The 16,772-nt window shown below is 60.0% G+C and carries 11 protein-coding genes; 6 read left to right on the forward strand and 5 right to left on the reverse strand.

Annotated features, from left to right (window positions below; all coding sequences use genetic code 11):
- Positions 1–32 precede the first annotated feature (32 nt).
- The 3 genes from ABIA48_RS04305 to ABIA48_RS04315 all read right to left on the reverse strand — a co-directional run bounded on the left by ABIA48_RS04305 (position 33) and on the right by ABIA48_RS04315 (position 6,144).
- The gene (locus ABIA48_RS04305) at positions 33–3,704 is read right to left on the reverse strand and encodes a translocation/assembly module TamB domain-containing protein (protein ID WP_429487182.1); all 3,672 of its coding nucleotides are present in this window, start codon (positions 3,702–3,704) and stop codon (positions 33–35) included.
- Entirely contained in the window at positions 3,701–5,428 is a 1,728-nt protein-coding gene (locus ABIA48_RS04310) for an autotransporter assembly complex protein TamA (protein WP_429487183.1), read from the reverse strand. The genes ABIA48_RS04305 and ABIA48_RS04310 overlap by 4 nt, the downstream gene beginning before the upstream one ends.
- 65 nt (positions 5,429–5,493) lie before the next feature.
- Positions 5,494–6,144, reverse strand: coding sequence for a GNAT family N-acetyltransferase (locus ABIA48_RS04315; protein ID WP_429487184.1), 651 nt, complete (start codon positions 6,142–6,144; stop codon positions 5,494–5,496).
- 296 nt (positions 6,145–6,440) lie between these two features.
- Between ABIA48_RS04315 and xthA the strand changes: the two genes are divergently transcribed.
- Both xthA and ABIA48_RS04325 read left to right on the forward strand, forming a co-directional pair.
- Entirely contained in the window at positions 6,441–7,253 is an 813-nt protein-coding gene (gene xthA, locus ABIA48_RS04320; protein WP_429487185.1) for an exodeoxyribonuclease III, read from the forward strand.
- A gap of 198 nt (positions 7,254–7,451) precedes the next feature.
- Positions 7,452–8,792 carry a substrate-binding domain-containing protein gene (locus tag ABIA48_RS04325; RefSeq protein WP_429487186.1) on the forward strand — a complete coding sequence of 447 codons (1,341 nt, stop codon included), beginning with the start codon at positions 7,452–7,454 and terminating at the stop codon, positions 8,790–8,792.
- 114 nt (positions 8,793–8,906) lie between these two features.
- Here the strand turns inward: ABIA48_RS04325 and ABIA48_RS04330 are convergent, their stop codons facing one another.
- A complete protein-coding gene (locus ABIA48_RS04330) occupies positions 8,907–10,136 on the reverse strand; it encodes an acyl-CoA dehydrogenase (RefSeq protein WP_007981212.1) in 1,230 nt (409 codons plus the stop codon).
- Between the two features lie 164 nt (positions 10,137–10,300).
- Here ABIA48_RS04330 and ABIA48_RS04335 point away from each other — a divergent pair, with 164 nt between their 5' ends.
- The 3 genes from ABIA48_RS04335 (at position 10,301) to ABIA48_RS04345 (ending at position 12,881) form a co-directional block, all read left to right on the forward strand.
- The gene (locus ABIA48_RS04335; RefSeq protein ID WP_008053617.1) at positions 10,301–11,230 is read left to right on the forward strand and encodes a LysR family transcriptional regulator; all 930 of its coding nucleotides are present in this window, start codon (positions 10,301–10,303) and stop codon (positions 11,228–11,230) included.
- A 205-nt stretch (positions 11,231–11,435) separates the two neighbouring features.
- Positions 11,436–11,837 (forward strand): MerR family transcriptional regulator, encoded by a 402-nt coding sequence (locus tag ABIA48_RS04340; RefSeq protein WP_429487187.1) that lies wholly within the window; start codon positions 11,436–11,438, stop codon positions 11,835–11,837.
- Positions 11,838–11,981: 144 nt separating this feature from the next.
- The gene (locus tag ABIA48_RS04345; protein WP_429487188.1) at positions 11,982–12,881 is read left to right on the forward strand and encodes a hydroxymethylglutaryl-CoA lyase; all 900 of its coding nucleotides are present in this window, start codon (positions 11,982–11,984) and stop codon (positions 12,879–12,881) included.
- A gap of 685 nt (positions 12,882–13,566) precedes the next feature.
- Here ABIA48_RS04345 and ABIA48_RS04350 read toward each other — a convergent pair.
- The gene (locus tag ABIA48_RS04350) at positions 13,567–15,264 is read right to left on the reverse strand and encodes an AMP-binding protein (protein WP_429487189.1); all 1,698 of its coding nucleotides are present in this window, start codon (positions 15,262–15,264) and stop codon (positions 13,567–13,569) included.
- 341 nt (positions 15,265–15,605) lie between these two features.
- Here ABIA48_RS04350 and ABIA48_RS04355 point away from each other — a divergent pair, with 341 nt between their 5' ends.
- Positions 15,606–16,769, forward strand: a complete 1,164-nt coding sequence (locus ABIA48_RS04355) for an isovaleryl-CoA dehydrogenase (protein WP_429487190.1) — start codon at positions 15,606–15,608, stop codon at positions 16,767–16,769.
- Positions 16,770–16,772 lie beyond the last annotated feature (3 nt).

The following is a 16,772-nucleotide window of genomic DNA, read 5'->3' on the forward strand; positions in this document are numbered from 1 at the left end:
GGGCGACTCGGTCTTTTGTAGGAAATGCGGGCCTAGAAATCCCGCTTGTAGAAGATGTCCAGCGAACTGGCGACGCCGCCGGCGGCTTCGAGGTAGACCTTTTTGCTCAGCTTGTAGCGCAAGGCAATGGTGTTGGCCGGTTCGAACACGCCAACGCCATAGCGCAGGCTGAGCTTTTCGGACAGGTTGCCGCTGGCCACCACGCTGGTGGTGGTGCCGCTGCCCTGGGTGTCGAGCTGGAAGTCCTGGATCCCCAGGTTCTTGGCCAGACCGCTGGTGACCCCGGAGCTGCCCATCAAGCCCAGACCGAGGGCCGCCTGGGCGAGCATGTTGTTGTCTTCGCCATTGCTGCTCAGCGGACGCCCGAGCACCAGATAGGACAGGGCCTGCTCCTGGCTCATGGCCGGCTCCGAGAAGATCTGCGTGGTCGGCTGCTCGGCGCTGCCACTCAGGCGGATGCCGGCGATGATGTCATCCGTCTTGCGAATGGCTTCGATGTCCAGGTACGGCTGATCGATGGGACCGGCAAACAGCAAGCGTGCCCGGCGCACTGAAAGCCGCTGGCCGTAGGCGCGATAACGCCCGTCGTTGAGCCACAGCTCGCCGCGGGTGTCCATGTTGTCGCCGACGTGCACATGCCCCTGTACATTCGCGGTCAGGCCAAATCCTGCGAAGCTCAGCTTGTCTTCGCCGACGATCACTTCAATGTCCATCTTCATCGCCAGCGGCGACTTGCCCTCCTCGGTCTGCTGACCGACGATCACGGTGTCATCGGAGACCTTGACCGTTGATGGCGGCAACTCACGAATGGTGATTTCGCCCTTGGGCACCAGCACTTTACCGGCGATGGCCAGCTCGTCGTCCTTCATCGAGATTTTCAGGTCCGGTGCGACTTCCAGCTTGGCGTAAGGCTCGACGGTGACCGGCAACTGCGAACCCTTGAGCGCCAAATCCACTACCAGCGCCTGGCCCCAGGCGATGTTGCCGCTCAAGCTGCCCTGCCCGGCCTTGCCGCTGTTCCAGCCGCCGTTCAGTTGTACGCTTTCACCGGCGATGAGCGCTTGAAGGTGCAGGTTTTGCAGCTCCATCGGCAATTCCGGTCCAGAGATCACGCCATCACTGAGTTGCAGGCTGCCATTGACCTGCGGCGCCAATAGACCGCCAGCGATCGTGCCGCTGCCATTCAAGCGCCCGGCCAACTTCTCGACCATCGGTACAAATGGCCGCGCCACCGACAGATCCAGCCCGCTCAAGCGGAACGAACCGCTCAACGGTTTGTTCTTCGGCAACGGATTGAGCTGCGCCTGGACCATCAGTTCGCCGAGTTTGCCACCGACGAAGTTGAGCTCGGTGTCGATGCGTTTGGGCGTGAGTTTGCTGGTGAGTTTCAGGGTCTGGTACGGGAAGTCCAGCCACTGGTCCTTTTCCTTGATGCGCAACGTGCCGCCGCCGGCATCGACGCTGATCTGGCCGTTCGGACCGCTGTCCGGCAGGTCCAGTTGCAGGTCGGCATTGAGGTGGCCCTGCCAGGCGAAATCCTTCGGCAGCCACTGGGCGAGGCTGTCGATCGGGAATTGCTTGAGGTGATAACGCAGCTTCGGCTCGGGCATCAGGCGCGAATCCTCACCGCACAGGCTGGCCTGGCCGGAGGCCCAGCAATGGGCGCCAAAGTTGATTTTGCCGTCCGCCAGGCGTTCAAGTTTCGCCGGCCCTTGCAGCTTCCAGTCCTGGCCACCGGCCTGAATATCACCGCTGGCCAGACGTCCGCGCCAGTTGCCCTGGTCCAGTGCACCATCCAGCCCAAGCGCGAGTTTCAGCTGCGGCCCTTGCAGGTCGAGATTCAGCTTCTGGTTTTTGATGTCGCCCTGACCGCTGGCGGTCAGCGTTCCCAGTGAAGTGTCGCCCGCCCGGATGCCGCTGCCCTTGAGGTCGATTTTTGCTCGTTGTGCGCTGTCCAGGGTGGCGTCCAGGTTCAGGCTTTGCAGGCGATTGTCCTGGAAGGCCAGTTGCGAACCTTGCAGGTCAAGCTTGCCTTGCGGCGCCTTGAGTGTGCCGGCGACATCCACGCGGCCATTGAGTTGGCCGCGCAGTTGTGGCCAGAGCTGGGCCAGACGCGGCAATTTGAGATCGATCTGCCCAACGAGTTTCTGTTGCAGGCTACCTTTGCCGCTAATGCTGTTGTCGCCAAGGCGAACTTGCAGGGCGTTGAGGTTCCATCGCTCGCCGCTGCCATCGGCCTTGGCCTGGATCACTGCCGGTTGACCGCGCAGCTTGCCTTTGAGGTCCAGGTCGGCATTGAGGCTGAGCGTTTCATTCTTCATCTCGCCCTGGCTGCGCAACGGCCCGGCCAGCGTGCCCGGCAGCTCCGCGACCCAGTAAGCCGGGTTGATCGCCGACAAATCCAGCGCGGTGTCCCAGGCAATGCCGTCGGCGAATTGCAGGTTCAGGTGCCCTTCGGCCTTGCCCTGCCCGGCCTGGAGTTGAATCTGTTGCAGGTAGATTTTCGTCAGGTCGCCAGCGAAAGGGCTGGCCAGGGTGAAGGCCCCGGCCGGACCATCCATGGCCGCATCGAAGTGGCCGAGATATTGACCGTCGGTGTAGGAGACTTCGCCGGTGAAGGAGCGCAGCGCTACTTGCGGTTCGTCGATGAGCGGATAGAGCCTGTGCCACGGAAAATCCAGCCAGTCGATTTTCGCTTCGGCGCTCAGGCCTTTGCTCCAGTCCACCAGCCCGGTGAGCTTGAGGCTTTGCTTGTCGTTGGCGGTCAGGTCCAGCGCGGCGATCTGCGCGCCCTTGGCGTCGACCTTGCCTTGCAGCGCCAAGGCGACTGGCCCTTGCTCGGCAGGCAGCGTGGCCTGGCCGAACAGCGCGTAGCCGTTCTTCAAGTCGCCGGCGCCGGTGAGCTCCAGTTGATTGAGTTGCAGGGTGTCCGGCAGATCGGCACTGGGCTTGAAGCCATCGGCGGTGATCCGCACCTTGGCCGGCAGGTTTTCCACCAGCGGTTGCAGTTCGCCGGTCAATTGCCCGTTTAGATAACCGCTGCTGTCGGCCTTCAGGTTCAGGGTTTTCAGCAGGTCGCCGTCGACTTTCAGCGCCAGCGCCAGGGGTTCAGGCGTCGACAACAGGATCAGCTTACCTTCGGCGTTGAGCGGCCAGTTGCCACTCGGTTGCAACAGGCCGGACAGATTCAGGCTCAGGTCATCGCGCTGTAACGCTACCGAATCGATCTTCAAACCGGCCGCCGTCCAGTGCGCCGCCAGCTGCAACCCTTTGAGTTCTTCGCTGCCGTTGAACAGCAGGCGGCCGACCTTGATTTCTCCCAGCTCGATGGCCAACGGTAACTTGAGCTCCGGGAGCGTGATCGGGCCGCTGTCTGGTTCTTCGGTACCCGGCGGGAACGTCAGGCTGACCTGATCGGCCTGCAATTGCTCGATGCACAAGGTCATGCGGGTCAGGCACAACGGCGACCAGGCGAAAATCACCTGGTTCAGTTCAACCCGGCTGGTGTCCTGCTGCCACAGCACCCGGTCAGCACTCCACTGCCCGCCCAGACGGCCCTGGAAGTTTTCCAGGGTCAACCCCGGCACAAACCCCAACGCCCAGCGGCTGCCCGTCGCCGTGCCCAACACCGTGGCCAGCGTCAAAACCACCAGCATCAACAGCGCCACTATCGCCAGCAGCGATACTTTCAAACCACGCTTCACAGCTCGGGCCCCATGGAAAAGTGCAGTCGAATGCCGCCATCGTCGTCCAGCGCATGGGCCAGGTCGAGGCGGATCGGCCCCACCGGCGATACCCAGCGCACGCCGATACCAACGCCGGTCTTGAGGTTCGGCAGTTCGAGTGTATTGAAGGAGTTGCCCTGGTCGACAAAGGTCGCGACCCGCCATTTTTCGGCGATCGAATACTGATACTCCGCACTGGCGGCCACCATGTAGCGCCCACCGATGCGGTCACCGTCGGAGTTTTCCGGGGACAGGCTCTGATAGTCGTAACCGCGCACGCTCTGATCGCCACCGGCGAAGAAGCGCAGCGATGGCGGCACCGATTTGAAGCCATTGGTGGCACTGCCGCCGACCTGCACGCGCCCGAGAAAGCGGTGGTTGTCGAACACTGTGGTCAGGCCTTTGACCAATGCCGTGCCGTAGACCAGGTTGCTGTCGGAACCCAAACCTTCCTTGGCCACTTTGGATTCGAATTGCAGCCGATAGCCGTTGTGCGGGTCGATGCGGTTGTCGCTTTTGAGGTACGCGTAGCTCACACCGGGCATCAGCAGATTACTGAGTCCCGAGTCGTCGCCGAGTTGATAATCCTCGCGCTGCCACTTCAGCGACACCACCCGTTGCCAGCCGCTGGGCAACTTGCTATGCCATTCGGGGCCGAGGGTCAGCAGCTTACTGTGGGTGTCGGTGCCGGCGATGTCTTCATTCTGATAGCCGCCGGCAAAACGCAGTTTGTCGGTCAGTGGCGGGTCCAGCGGAATGTCGTAGAACAGCCCGACGTTTTGCCGAGGCGCCGAGACTTCGGTCTCCCAACCGTAACTGTGCCCTTGCGCGTTAACCCAGTGGCGGGTCCAGTTGGCCTTCGCCCGTGGGCCGACGTCGGTGGAGAAACCCAGGCCCAGGCCCATGGTCCGGGGCTTGCGGGTTTCGAGTTTGACCTCCACCGGGATCGCATCGTCCCTGGATGCCGTGGGCGCCGCGTCCACCCGCACGCCTTCGAAGTAACCACTGGATTGCAGGTTCTGATTGAGTTCGGCGATCAACTCCGAGTCGTACGGCGTACCGGCCTTGAATGGCACCATGCGTTGCAGCAGCTCGTCGTCGAACGGCGTATCACCCTCGAAACTGACTTTGCCCAAGGTATGACGCGGACCACTTTCATAGATCAGTTCGATATCGGCGACGCCGGCACGCGGGTCGACCGATAACTTTGACCGAGTGAAGTGGCCGCTGAAAAAGCCATAGCGCGAAGCCTGATTCTGGATCAGGCGCTTCGCATCCTCGTAATGACCATGATTGAGCACGGCGCCGGGCTTGAGCGCGTCGCTTTTGGGGACTCGAAAGGATTTGAGGGCGGCGGCCGGGCCGTCGACACGCACCGTGACATTGCGCAAGTGCACCGGCTCGCCGGGGTCGACCGTCAACACCAGGCGCGGGTCCTTGCCCCCCTTCACCTCGCTGTCGATGTGCGGCTGGTAATACCCCAAGGCCTGGGCGGCCTTGCGCGCCTGTTCTTCGGCACCACGGCTAAAGCGCAGCAAGGCTTCTTCGTCACGATCGCCGAGGCTGCCGATATAGCCTTCTATATTGGCCTTCAGCTCATCATTGGACGGTTTGATCCGTACATCCAATTCACTTTGTGCCAGCGCTGTGCAGCTGGTCATCAGCATCAGCGCACCGCTGGTAATTCTTCCTGGAAACTTCATAGGCGCGGATGCTATCACGAGCTTGAGAGCGTGATAGAGCCTGGCACGCAAGGAAAGTTCGCCGTTCAGGCCGATGCGGTGTGCAACACCTGGGGATTGGGGTGAAAAAACACGTGCTCACGAATCGATCCTACAGCAACTTCACCGATTTCCTCATAGCCCTGACGCTTATAGAACTCCAGATAGCGAGGATTCCCGGTATCGAGGATCACACCCTGTGAGTTCTCATCCACGGCGCACCAGTTGTGCACGGCTTGCAACAGTTGTTCGCCGAAATGTTTGCCCTGGAATTCCGGATGAACCCCCAGCAACGGCAGGACGTGCACCGAGTCGTTCGGCACGCAGGCCTCCACGGCAGCGTGATATTCAAGGTAGCGACGGGTGCAGCGAAACCCCGTACTGAGCACCATGCGCAGGCGCCAGGCCCAACTTTCGGTGACGCCAAGGCGCCGTTGCGGCGGTGCGATCAGGGCGATACCGATCAGGCGATCGTTGACCAGCAGGCCGATGGCCGGCAAGTCCTGGAGAAAATGCTGGGTCACCAGTTCGCGCACGGTGGCGCGAACCCGCTGTTCGTAGCCGGGGCGTTCGGCTTCGAACAAATAGCCGAAGGTCGGCTCGTGTCGATAAGCCTGGTACAGCAGCGAACGCGCTTCGCGGGCGTAGCCGCTGTCGAGCATGTGAATATCGGCGATGGCGGTCGAAGTTTCGGGCATGACGGTTAATCTCCCCGGCACAGCTCGGGTGGCTGCGCTCTTGTTGTTACGAGCTGATCGGCGCTGACACAGTTCCTTACAGATCCGAAATGAGTGTAGGCAATGAAATCGCCTTCGCGAGCAAGCCCACCCCCACAAAAGCAAAGGCAGGCGCCTAACCTGTGGGAGCGGGCTTGCTCGCGAAGAGGCCATCACTGCTCACACAAGGCTGACTGGCAAAATCGAATCCTCTCACCCCACACTGGCCCGATTCCCACATGTCAGCTAGCATCGCCCTTTTGCCAGGACTGCCGACCATGAAGATCGTCTCCTTCAACATCAACGGGCTGCGCGCCCGTCCCCATCAGCTGGCGGCGCTGATCGAAAAGCACCAGCCCGATGTGATCGGCTTGCAGGAAACCAAGGTCCACGATGAGCAATTCCCGTTGGCTGAGGTTCAGGCTCTGGGTTATCACGTGTATTTCCACGGGCAAAAGGGTCATTACGGCGTCGCCCTGCTGTCGCGCAAAGAGCCGTTGGCCCTGCACAAAGGTTTCGCCACCGACGAAGAAGATGCCCAGCGTCGCTTCATCTGGGGCACCTTCGCCGACGGCAACGGCGTGCCGGTGACCATCATGAACGGCTATTTCCCACAGGGCGAAAACCGCGACCACCCGACCAAGTTCCCGGCCAAGGAACGCTTCTATAGCGATTTGCAGCAACTGCTGGAAAGCCAGTTCAAGAACGATCAGGCGCTGGTGGTGATGGGCGATGTGAACATTTCCCCGGAAGACTGCGACATCGGTATTGGCCCGGACAACATGAAGCGCTGGCTGAAGACCGGCAAATGCAGCTTCCTGCCGGAAGAACGCGAGTGGATGGCGCGCCTGAAGAACTGGGGCCTGGTGGACAGTTTCCGCCACCTGAACCCGGACGTCACCGACACCTTCAGCTGGTTCGACTACCGCAGCCGTGGTTTCGAAGACGAACCCAAGCGTGGCCTGCGCATCGACCTGATCCTCGCCTCCAACGGCTTGCTGCCGCGGGTGAAGGCCGCGGGGGTGGACTACGAACTGCGCGGCATGGAAAAACCTTCGGACCATGCGCCGATCTGGCTTGAGTTGAGCTGATCCCGAGTCGTACGCAACACCAATGTGGGAGCGGGCTTGCTCGCGATGAGGGAGTGTCAGTCGACATCATTGTCACTGAACCACCGCTATCGCGAGCAAGCTCGCTCCCACAGAGGACCACCACTGCAACTTGTCATTTTTCGGAAACCTTACTGACTTAATCTCCCGACACCTCCTTTCGCTATATAAGGTGCCGGCATGATGCTGCGCGTGCTGTTCCTGTTGATGCTGTGCCTGGGCTTGCCGCAGGTGGCTTCGGCCGGTGGACTACCGACACCCGAACACGGCCCGGTGCTGCGCATTCAGGGTTCCAACACCATCGGCGCGGCCCTGGGACCGGCGCTGGTCGAGGGCCTGCTGAGCGAACAGGGTCTGCGCAGTATTCACCGCGAACCACTGGACACCGCCAACGAACTGCGCATCGTCGGTGAAACCGTTCAGGGTCGTCGGGTCGTGGTAGAGGTGGCGGCCCACGGTTCCAGCACTGGTTTTGCCGCCCTGAAAACCGCCAATGCCGACCTCGCCGCGTCATCGCGCCCGATCAAGGACAGCGAACTGGTGAACCTTGAATCCTTGGGCGATCTGAAAAGCCCTGGTGCCGAACAAGTCATCGCCATCGATGGCCTGGCGATCATCCTTCATCCGGACAATCCATTGAATCAACTCGGCACCGAGCAACTGGCGCGCATTTTCAGCGGCGAAGTCAAAACCTGGGAAGACATCGGCGGCAGTGGCGGGGCGATTCATTTGTATGCGCGGGACGATCAGTCCGGTACCTACGACACCTTCAAGGAACTGGTTCTGAGTGAGCGTGGAAAAAGTCTCAGCCGCACGGCAAAACGCTTCGAGTCCAGCGAACAACTGTCCGACGCGGTCAGTGCGGACCCACAAGGTATTGGCTTTATCGGCCTGCCCTATGTGCGTCAGGCCAAAGCCGTGGCGATTGTCGATGGGCAATCACAAGCCATGCTGCCACTGAACAGTCTGATTGCCACGGAAGACTATCCGCTGTCCCGTCGACTGTTTTTTTATCTGCCACCGAATGGAAAAAATCCTTGGGCCGATGCACTGGCTGCATTCGCTCAGAGCAATAAAGGACAAGCGACTGTGGCCGCCAACAGCTTCATCGCCCAGACCGTCCAGGCCATGACCGTGACGCCCAATGCGTTGATGCCCGAGGGTTATCAGGCCCTCAGCCGCCATGCGCAGCGGTTATCGGTTAACTTTCGTTTCGAAGAAGGCAGTGCGACTCTGGACAACAAGGCACAACAAGACTTGTCCCGGGTGCTCGACTATATAAAGCAGCACGACAAAGCCAATGGCCAGGTAACACTGGTGGGCTTTGGCGATGCCAAAAGTAACCCGGCGCGCGCCGACTTATTGTCGAAACTGCGAGCCATGGCCGTGCGGCGAGAGTTGGTGAAGAGCGGCGTGGTGTTTCGCGAGATTCGCGGCTTCGGCGCCGAAATGCCGGTGGCAGCCAATAGCGCCGATGAAGGGCGGATCAAGAATCGGCGGGTTGAGGTTTGGGTGTATTGAATCTGATGTTGCTGCATTGGCTGGAATGACGCCTTCGCGAGCAAGCCCGCTCCCACAGGGGTCACACTGAGCCTGTGGGAGCGGGCTTGCTCGCGAATGGAAGGCGCCGTGGTCTTAATGCCCGCTGCGCAGCATCTCTTTCGGCACATATTTGCCGATTTCAAACTTTCCGATCGCTGCGCGGTGCACTTCGTCCGGGCCGTCGGCCAGGCGCAGGGTGCGCTGCATCGCGTACATGTAGGCCAGCGGGAAATCGTTGGAAACCCCGGCCCCGCCATGGATCTGGATCGCCCGGTCGATCACTCGCAACGCAACGTTTGGCGCGACGACCTTGATCTGCGCGATCTCGCTACGGGCCACTTTGTTGCCGACCGTGTCCATCATGTACGCCGCCTTCAGTGTCAGCAGGCGTGCCATGTCGATTTCCATCCGCGAATCGGCGATCTTGTCGACGTTGCCGCCCAGGCGTGCCAGGGGCTTGCCGAATGCCGTACGGCTCACCGAACGCTTGCACATCAGTTCCAGCGCACGCTCGGCCATGCCGATCGAACGCATGCAGTGGTGAATCCGGCCCGGGCCAAGGCGACCTTGAGCGATTTCGAAGCCGCGTCCTTCGCCCAGCAGGACGTTTTCGTACGGTACCCGGACGTTTTCGAACAACACTTCGGCATGACCGTGGGGAGCGTCGTCGTAGCCGAACACCGGCAGCGGACGCAGGATTTTTACCCCGGGGGTGTCCACCGGCACCAGAATCATCGAGTGCTGGGCATGACGTGGCCCGTCCGGATCGCTCAGCCCCATGAAAACCAGGATTTTGCAGCGCGGGTCGCAAGCACCCGAGGTCCACCACTTCTTGCCGTTGATCACCCACTCATCGCCATCGCGCACTGCACGAGCGGCCATGTTGGTGGCGTCGGAGGAAGCGACATCCGGTTCGGTCATGGCGAATGCCGAGCGAATCTCGCCGCGCAGCAACGGTTCGAGCCAGCGTTGTTTCTGCTCTTCGTTGGCGTAACGAACCAGCACTTCCATGTTGCCGGTGTCGGGTGCCGAGCAGTTGAACGGCTCTGGCCCCAGCAGCGAGCGGCCCATGATTTCCGCCAGCGGCGCATATTCAAGGTTGGTCAACCCGGCACCTAACTCGGACTCAGGCAGAAACAAATTCCATAGACCTTCAGCCTTGGCCTTGAGTTTGAGTTCTTCCATGATCGCGGTCGGCTGCCAGCGATCACCTTCGGCGACCTGACGCTCGAACACGGCTTCGGCGGGATAAACGTAGGTGTCCATGAACGCAGTCACGCGCTCACGCAGTTCCTGAACCTTGGGCGAATAAGCGAAATCCATGAGCAGATACCTTCTTGCGGGAGGTTGTTTAGATCATGCAATCGATGCTAGAACAGCCATGAAAATTTACCTAGCCTATTCTCGGCGTGTATAAACATTCATCACCGATATATGATCGGCTGATCGTCAAGGTCAGTCCGCCCACACAATAAGAGAGCCGCGTAATGAATCTGAGCAAGGTCGATCTCAACCTTTTCATCGTCTTCGACGCGATCTACACCGAAGCCAACCTGACCCGCGCCGGGCAAATCGTCGGCATCACCCAACCGGCAGTGTCGAATGCGCTGGCGCGTCTGCGCGAGACCTTCAACGACCCGCTGTTCGTGCGCACCGCCCAGGGCATGGTGCCGACGCCCATGGCCCAGAACATCATCGGCCCGGTGCGCAACGCGCTGTCGCTGCTGCGGGTGTCGGTGCAGGAAAGCCGCATCTTCAACCCGCAGCAGGCGGTCAAGACCTACCGCATCAGCATGACCGACCTCACCGAAGCGGTGATCCTGCCGCCGCTGTTCCAGCGCCTGCGCCGCCTGGCGCCGACGGTGATCATTGAAAGTTTTCTGTCCAAACGCCGTGAAACCACCAAGGAACTGGCGGCCGGCCGCCTCGACTTCGCGGTCGATGCGCCACTCAATACCGACCCGCAAGTGCGTCACGTCAAATTGATGGAAGACCGCTACGTGTGCGCCATGCGCAAGGGGCATCCGCTGGCGGGCAAAGAGAAACTCACGCTGGATGATTACCTGGGCTTGACCCACATCCATATTTCCAGCCGCCGCAGCGGCCTCGGCTATGTCGACCTGGCGCTGGGCAAGATGGGCATCCAGCGCAAGATCGCCCTGCGTTCCCAGCATTACCTGATGGCCTCGCAGGTGCTGCAACAGACGGACATGGTCATGACCGTGCCGGAACGCTTCGCCCGCCGTAACGACCTGCACGCCTTTTATCTGCCGGTCAACGATGTGCCGCCGGTGGAAACCCACCTTTACTGGCACGAAAGCACTGACCAGGACCCGGCGAACCGCTGGATGCGCGAGCAGATGATCGAGTTGTGCCAACAGGTGACGGCGCAGGAGAAAAAGCTCGAGAAGGTGTAGGGCTCGATATCGAGGTGACTTCTTCGCGAGCAAGCCCGCTCCCACATTGGATCTTCAGTGGACACAATTCTTGTGCCCTGCACAGATCCCTGTGGGAGCGGGCTTGCTCGCGAAGGGGCCAGCAAAAACACTGAAAGTTCGCGCCCCTTGACGTAAACGTCAACCTGCCATTAGCTTAGCGCCATGACCTTTTGCGAGCGCTTCCATGAGCAGCCAGACCTACAGCATTTCCGACCTCGCCCGCGAGCTCGACATCACCACCCGCGCCATTCGCTTTTATGAAGAGCAAGGCCTGCTCAGCCCCGAGCGCCGTGGCCAGGAACGCATTTACTCGCCCCGCGACAAGGTCAGCCTGAAGCTGATCCTGCGGGGTAAACGCATCGGTTTCTCGCTGGCTGAATGCCGTGAGCTGATCGAGCTCTACGACCCGTCTAGCGGTAACACCAAACAGTTGCACAGCATGCTGGCGAAAATCAGCGAGCGCCGTGAGCAGCTTGAACAGCAATTGCTGGACATCGAACAAATGAAACTGGAACTGGATACCGCCGAAGAGCGCTGCGTGCAGGCGCTGGAGCAGACCCTCAAAAGCCAGGAATCGGCTCAGTAACCATATGAAGATCCACTGTGGGAGCGGGCTTGCTCGCGAAGGCAATTTGTCATTCAACACTGATGTCGACTGAGCCGACGCCTTCGCGAGCAAGCCCGCTCCCACATTAGATCCCCGCTCACCATGACTACAGGTGAATCTCTTATGTCCCTCCCCACCCACGTACGCATTGTCGAAGTCGGCCCACGCGACGGTCTGCAAAATGAAGCCCGGCCCATCAGTGTTACCGACAAGGTGCAACTGGTCGATGCACTGACCGCAGCCGGGCTCGGCTATATAGAAGTCGGCAGTTTTGTTTCGCCCAAGTGGGTGCCGCAGATGGCCGGTTCCGCCGAGGTCTTCGCGCAGATACAGCGCAAACCGGGTGTGGTCTATGGCGCTCTGGCTCCCAACCTGCGCGGTTTCGAAGATGCCCTCGCCGCCGGGGTCAAGGAAGTGGCCGTGTTCGCGGCGGCGTCCGAAGCGTTTTCCCGGCGCAACATCAATTGCTCGATCAGCGAAAGCCTGGACCGTTTCGTACCGATCATGGAGGCCGCCAGACAACATGGGGTTACCGTGCGCGGGTACGTGTCGTGTGTGCTGGGATGCCCCTATGAAGGTAACGTCGCACCGGAGCAGGTCGCCCTGGTCGCCCGCGAGCTCTATGCCATGGGCTGCTATGAGGTCTCGCTGGGCGACACCATCGGTACCGGCACCGCTGGCGCGACCCGGAAAATGTTTGAAGTGGTATCGAAGGATGTGCCCCGGGAAAAACTCGCCGGGCACTTCCACGACACCTACGGCCAGGCAGTGGCCAACATCTACGCCAGCCTGCTGGAAGGCATCTCGGTGTTCGACAGCTCCATCGCAGGTCTCGGCGGCTGCCCCTATGCCAAGGGCGCCAGCGGTAACGTCGCGACTGAAGACGTGGTTTACCTGCTCAACGGCCTGGGCATCGACACAGGAATCGACCTCGACGCACTGATGCTCGCCGGACAGCAGATTTGCAGCGTATTGGGTCGCCCTACCGGTTCCCGCGTGGCCAGGGCCCGCAGCGCACAGTGAGTGTGCTGTGTGTGTCCAGGTGTTACCGCATCGACACAAACGTGGACGCAAGCGAGTAACACGGAAACAAAATGTAGGGTTTTGCCTGAGACGGAAAACCCTACAAAACTCCAAACCGTTGATTTTAAAGGCTTTTAAAAAGTTGGCACGGCTCCTGCTATCTCTATCGCACAACAAGAATAAAAAAATTGCAGCAAACCTAATAAAAACAAGACGTAACGACTCTGACATAACAAAAACAACACGGCAGAGACGCAGCTAACAGATTTTTTTGGAGAAGATGTGCTTTTCAGGGTGCTTTTCGGAGTTACCCGCAACCGGACAGAGAATAATAAAACTACCTTCAGGTAGCTCCCGAACTGGTTGGATCGCTCAGCGAGAAAGTAGATCAGCGCTCAAAAAAATACGTTTGCTCTTGATCCCGGATGGGGATCGCCAAAAACAGCAGTAAAGGGCAACGGTTGCCAAAAACAAAAACAGACCGCCCCTCAATAATAAAAAAAGAGCACGCGCAACAAAAAATTAAAGGGGAGCTTCGGCTCCCCTTTGTGCTGTCTGGCATTCAGGTTTTCCTCGATCAAAACTGTGGGAGCGGGCTTGCTCGCGAAAGCGTCGGATCAGTCGATACATGTATTGACTGAAGCACCGTCTTCGCGAGCAAGCCCGCTCCCACATTGGGTTGTGCTCAGCCTTTGTTGATGCGCAACTCCTCGATACTGATCTCGCGCATCCGGAATTTCTGGATCTTGCCCGTCACGGTCATCGGAAACTCCTCGACGAACTTGAAGTAACGCGGCGTCTTGAAGTGCGCGATGCGCTCCTTGCACCAGGTTTGCAGCTCTTGCTCGGTGGCGCTGTGGCCGGGGTGAAACTTGATCCAGGCGACGATCTCTTCACCATATCGCGAACACGGGATACCAATTACCTGCACGTCGGCCACGGCCGGGTGGGTAAAGAAGAACTCTTCCAGCTCCCGCGGGTAAATATTCTCACCGCCACGGATGATCATGTCCTTGTTGCGCCCGGCAATGCACACGTAACCCTCATCGTTCATGCTCGCCAGGTCACCGGTGTGCATCCAGCCTGCCTGGTCGATGGCTTCTGCGGTGCCTTCAGGGTTGTTCCAATAGCCAAGCATCACGCTGTAACCGCGGGTGCACAGCTCACCGATGGTGCCGCGCGGCACCAGGTTGCCCGCTTCGTCGATGATCTTGCTTTCAAGCTGCGGCTGGGTGCGGCCGACGGTGGTCACGCGCAATTCCAGGTCGTCTGCGGGGCCGGTTTGCAACGACACCGGACTGGTTTCCGTCATGCCGTAGGCAATCTGCACTTCGCTCATGTGCATTTCGCTGATGACCCGGCGCATCACTTCGATAGGACAGGTCGCGCCCGCCATGATCCCGGTGCGCAGGCTCGACAGGTCGAACCCGGCACGTTGTGGTTGATCGAGCATGGCGATGAACATGGTCGGTACGCCGTACAGCGCCGTGGCCTTTTCTTCAGCCACAGTGCCGAGGGTCAGCAATGGATCGAATGCGTCGTTGGGATAAATCATCGTGCTGCCATGGGTGATGCAGCCGAGGTTGCCCATGACCATGCCGAAGCAGTGATACAGCGGCACCGGAATCACCAGTCGATCGGCCGCCGTCAGCCCCAGGCTTTCGCCGACCATGTAACCGTTGTTGAGAATATTGTAGTGACTGAGGGTCGCGCCCTTGGGAAAACCGGTAGTACCGGAGGTGTACTGGATGTTCACCGGTTGATCGAAATGCAGGCTGTCCTGGCGTTCATGCAATTGCTCGACCGTCACGCTGCCCGCCAGGTCGGCCAGTTGCGACCACGGCAGGAACCCCGATGGCGGCTGCGCATCCAGGCTGATGACGCCACGCAACTCCGGCAGCCGCTCGCTGTGCAACTGGCCGATGGATTGCTCGGCCAGCTCTGGCACCAGGCCTTGCAGCATCGCGTGATAGTTCGAAGTCTTGAAAGCCCCGGCACACACCAGCCATTGGCAACCGGATTGCTTTAACACGTATTCGAGTTCGGAGCTGCGGTAGGCCGGATTGATGTTGACCAGGATCACGCCGATTTTCGCGGTGGCAACCTGGCTGATGCACCACTGCGCGCAATTCGGCGCCCAGATGCCGAGGCGGTCCCCGGCTTGCAGTCCCAGTGCCAGCAGTGCTCTGGCGTGCAGGTCCGCAGCTTCAGCCAATTGCCGCCAGGTGTAACGCAACTGTTGATGGCGCACCACCAGCGCCTCCCCGTCCGGGTACTGCGCGACCGTGTTGTCGAACGCCTGGCCGATGGTCATCGCCAGCAAGGCTTTGTCCTGGGAACCACGGGTGTAACTGCGTTGCGGGCTTGCACTGGGTTGATCCATGACGACCCCTATTGTCTTTATTTATGGGCTTGCCGCGGCTACCTGTGGGAGCAACCTGTGGCGAGGGGGCTTGCCCCCGTTTGAGTGCGCAGCACTCACAAGATCTTCGATACATCGGAAATTTTGGGGCTGCTTCGCAGCCCAACGGGGGCAAGCCCCCTCACCACAGACCATCACCACAGAATGGGTCCGCGTTCTATCTTGAACTGGCTCTACTCTCGCTCAAGTTGACGTTAACGTAAAGGGTGATTGACAGCCATTCGTCACAGGCTTACGTTAACGTAAAGGTGAGAACCGAATCACGGTCCTCCCCACCCGACAAAAAAGCCAAAAGGTGCCCCATGAGCTATCCATCCCTGAACTTTGCCCTCGGTGAAACCATCGACATGCTGCGCGATCAGGTTCAGTCCTTCGTCGCCAAAGAGATCGCCCCGCGCGCCGCTCAGATCGACATCGACAACCTGTTCCCCGCCGACCTGTGGCGCAAATTCGGCGACATGGGCCTGCTGGGCATCACCGTACCGGAAGAATACGGCGGCGCTGGCCTGGGTTACCTGGCCCACGTGGTGGCCATGGAAGAAATCAGCCGTGGCTCGGCCTCGGTGGCCCTGTCCTACGGCGCGCATTCCAACCTGTGCGTCAACCAGATCAACCGCAACGGCAATCACGAACAGAAAGCCAAATACCTGCCGAAACTGATCAGCGGCGAACACATCGGCGCCTTGGCCATGAGCGAACCGAATGCCGGTTCCGACGTGGTGTCGATGAAACTGCGCGCCGATAAACGCGGCGATCACTATGTGCTCAACGGCAGCAAAACCTGGATCACCAACGGTCCGGACGCCAACACCTACGTGATCTACGCCAAGACCGACCTGGAAAAAGGCCCGCACGGCATTACCGCCTTCATCGTCGAGCGCGACTGGAAAGGCTTCAGCCGCAGCAACAAATTCGACAAGCTCGGCATGCGCGGTTCGAACACCTGTGAGCTGTTTTTCGATGACGTCAAAGTGCCGGAAGAAAACATCCTTGGCGTGCTCAATGGCGGCGTGAAGGTATTGATGAGCGGCCTCGACTACGAGCGCGTCGTGCTCTCCGGCGGCCCGACCGGGATCATGCAGGCGTGCATGGACCTGATCGTGCCGTATATCCATGACCGCAAGCAGTTCGGCCAGAGCATCGGCGAATTCCAGTTGATCCAGGGCAAGGTCGCCGACATGTACACCCAACTCAACGCCAGCCGTGCCTACCTGTACGCCGTGGCCCAGGCTTGCGAGCGCGGCGAAACCACGCGCAAGGACGCCGCCGGGGTAATCCTCTACAGCGCCGAACGCGCCACGCAAATGGCCCTCGACGCGATCCAGATTCTCGGTGGCAACGGCTACATCAACGAATTCCCGGCCGGCCGTCTGTTGCGCGATGCCAAGCTGTACGAAATCGGCGCGGGCACCAGTGAGATCCGTCGCATGCTGATCGGTCGCGAACTGTTCAACGAAACCCGCTAAACG

Source organism: Pseudomonas sp. S30_BP2TU TE3576 (genome assembly GCF_050436025.1).
Classification (GTDB): domain Bacteria; phylum Pseudomonadota; class Gammaproteobacteria; order Pseudomonadales; family Pseudomonadaceae; genus Aquipseudomonas.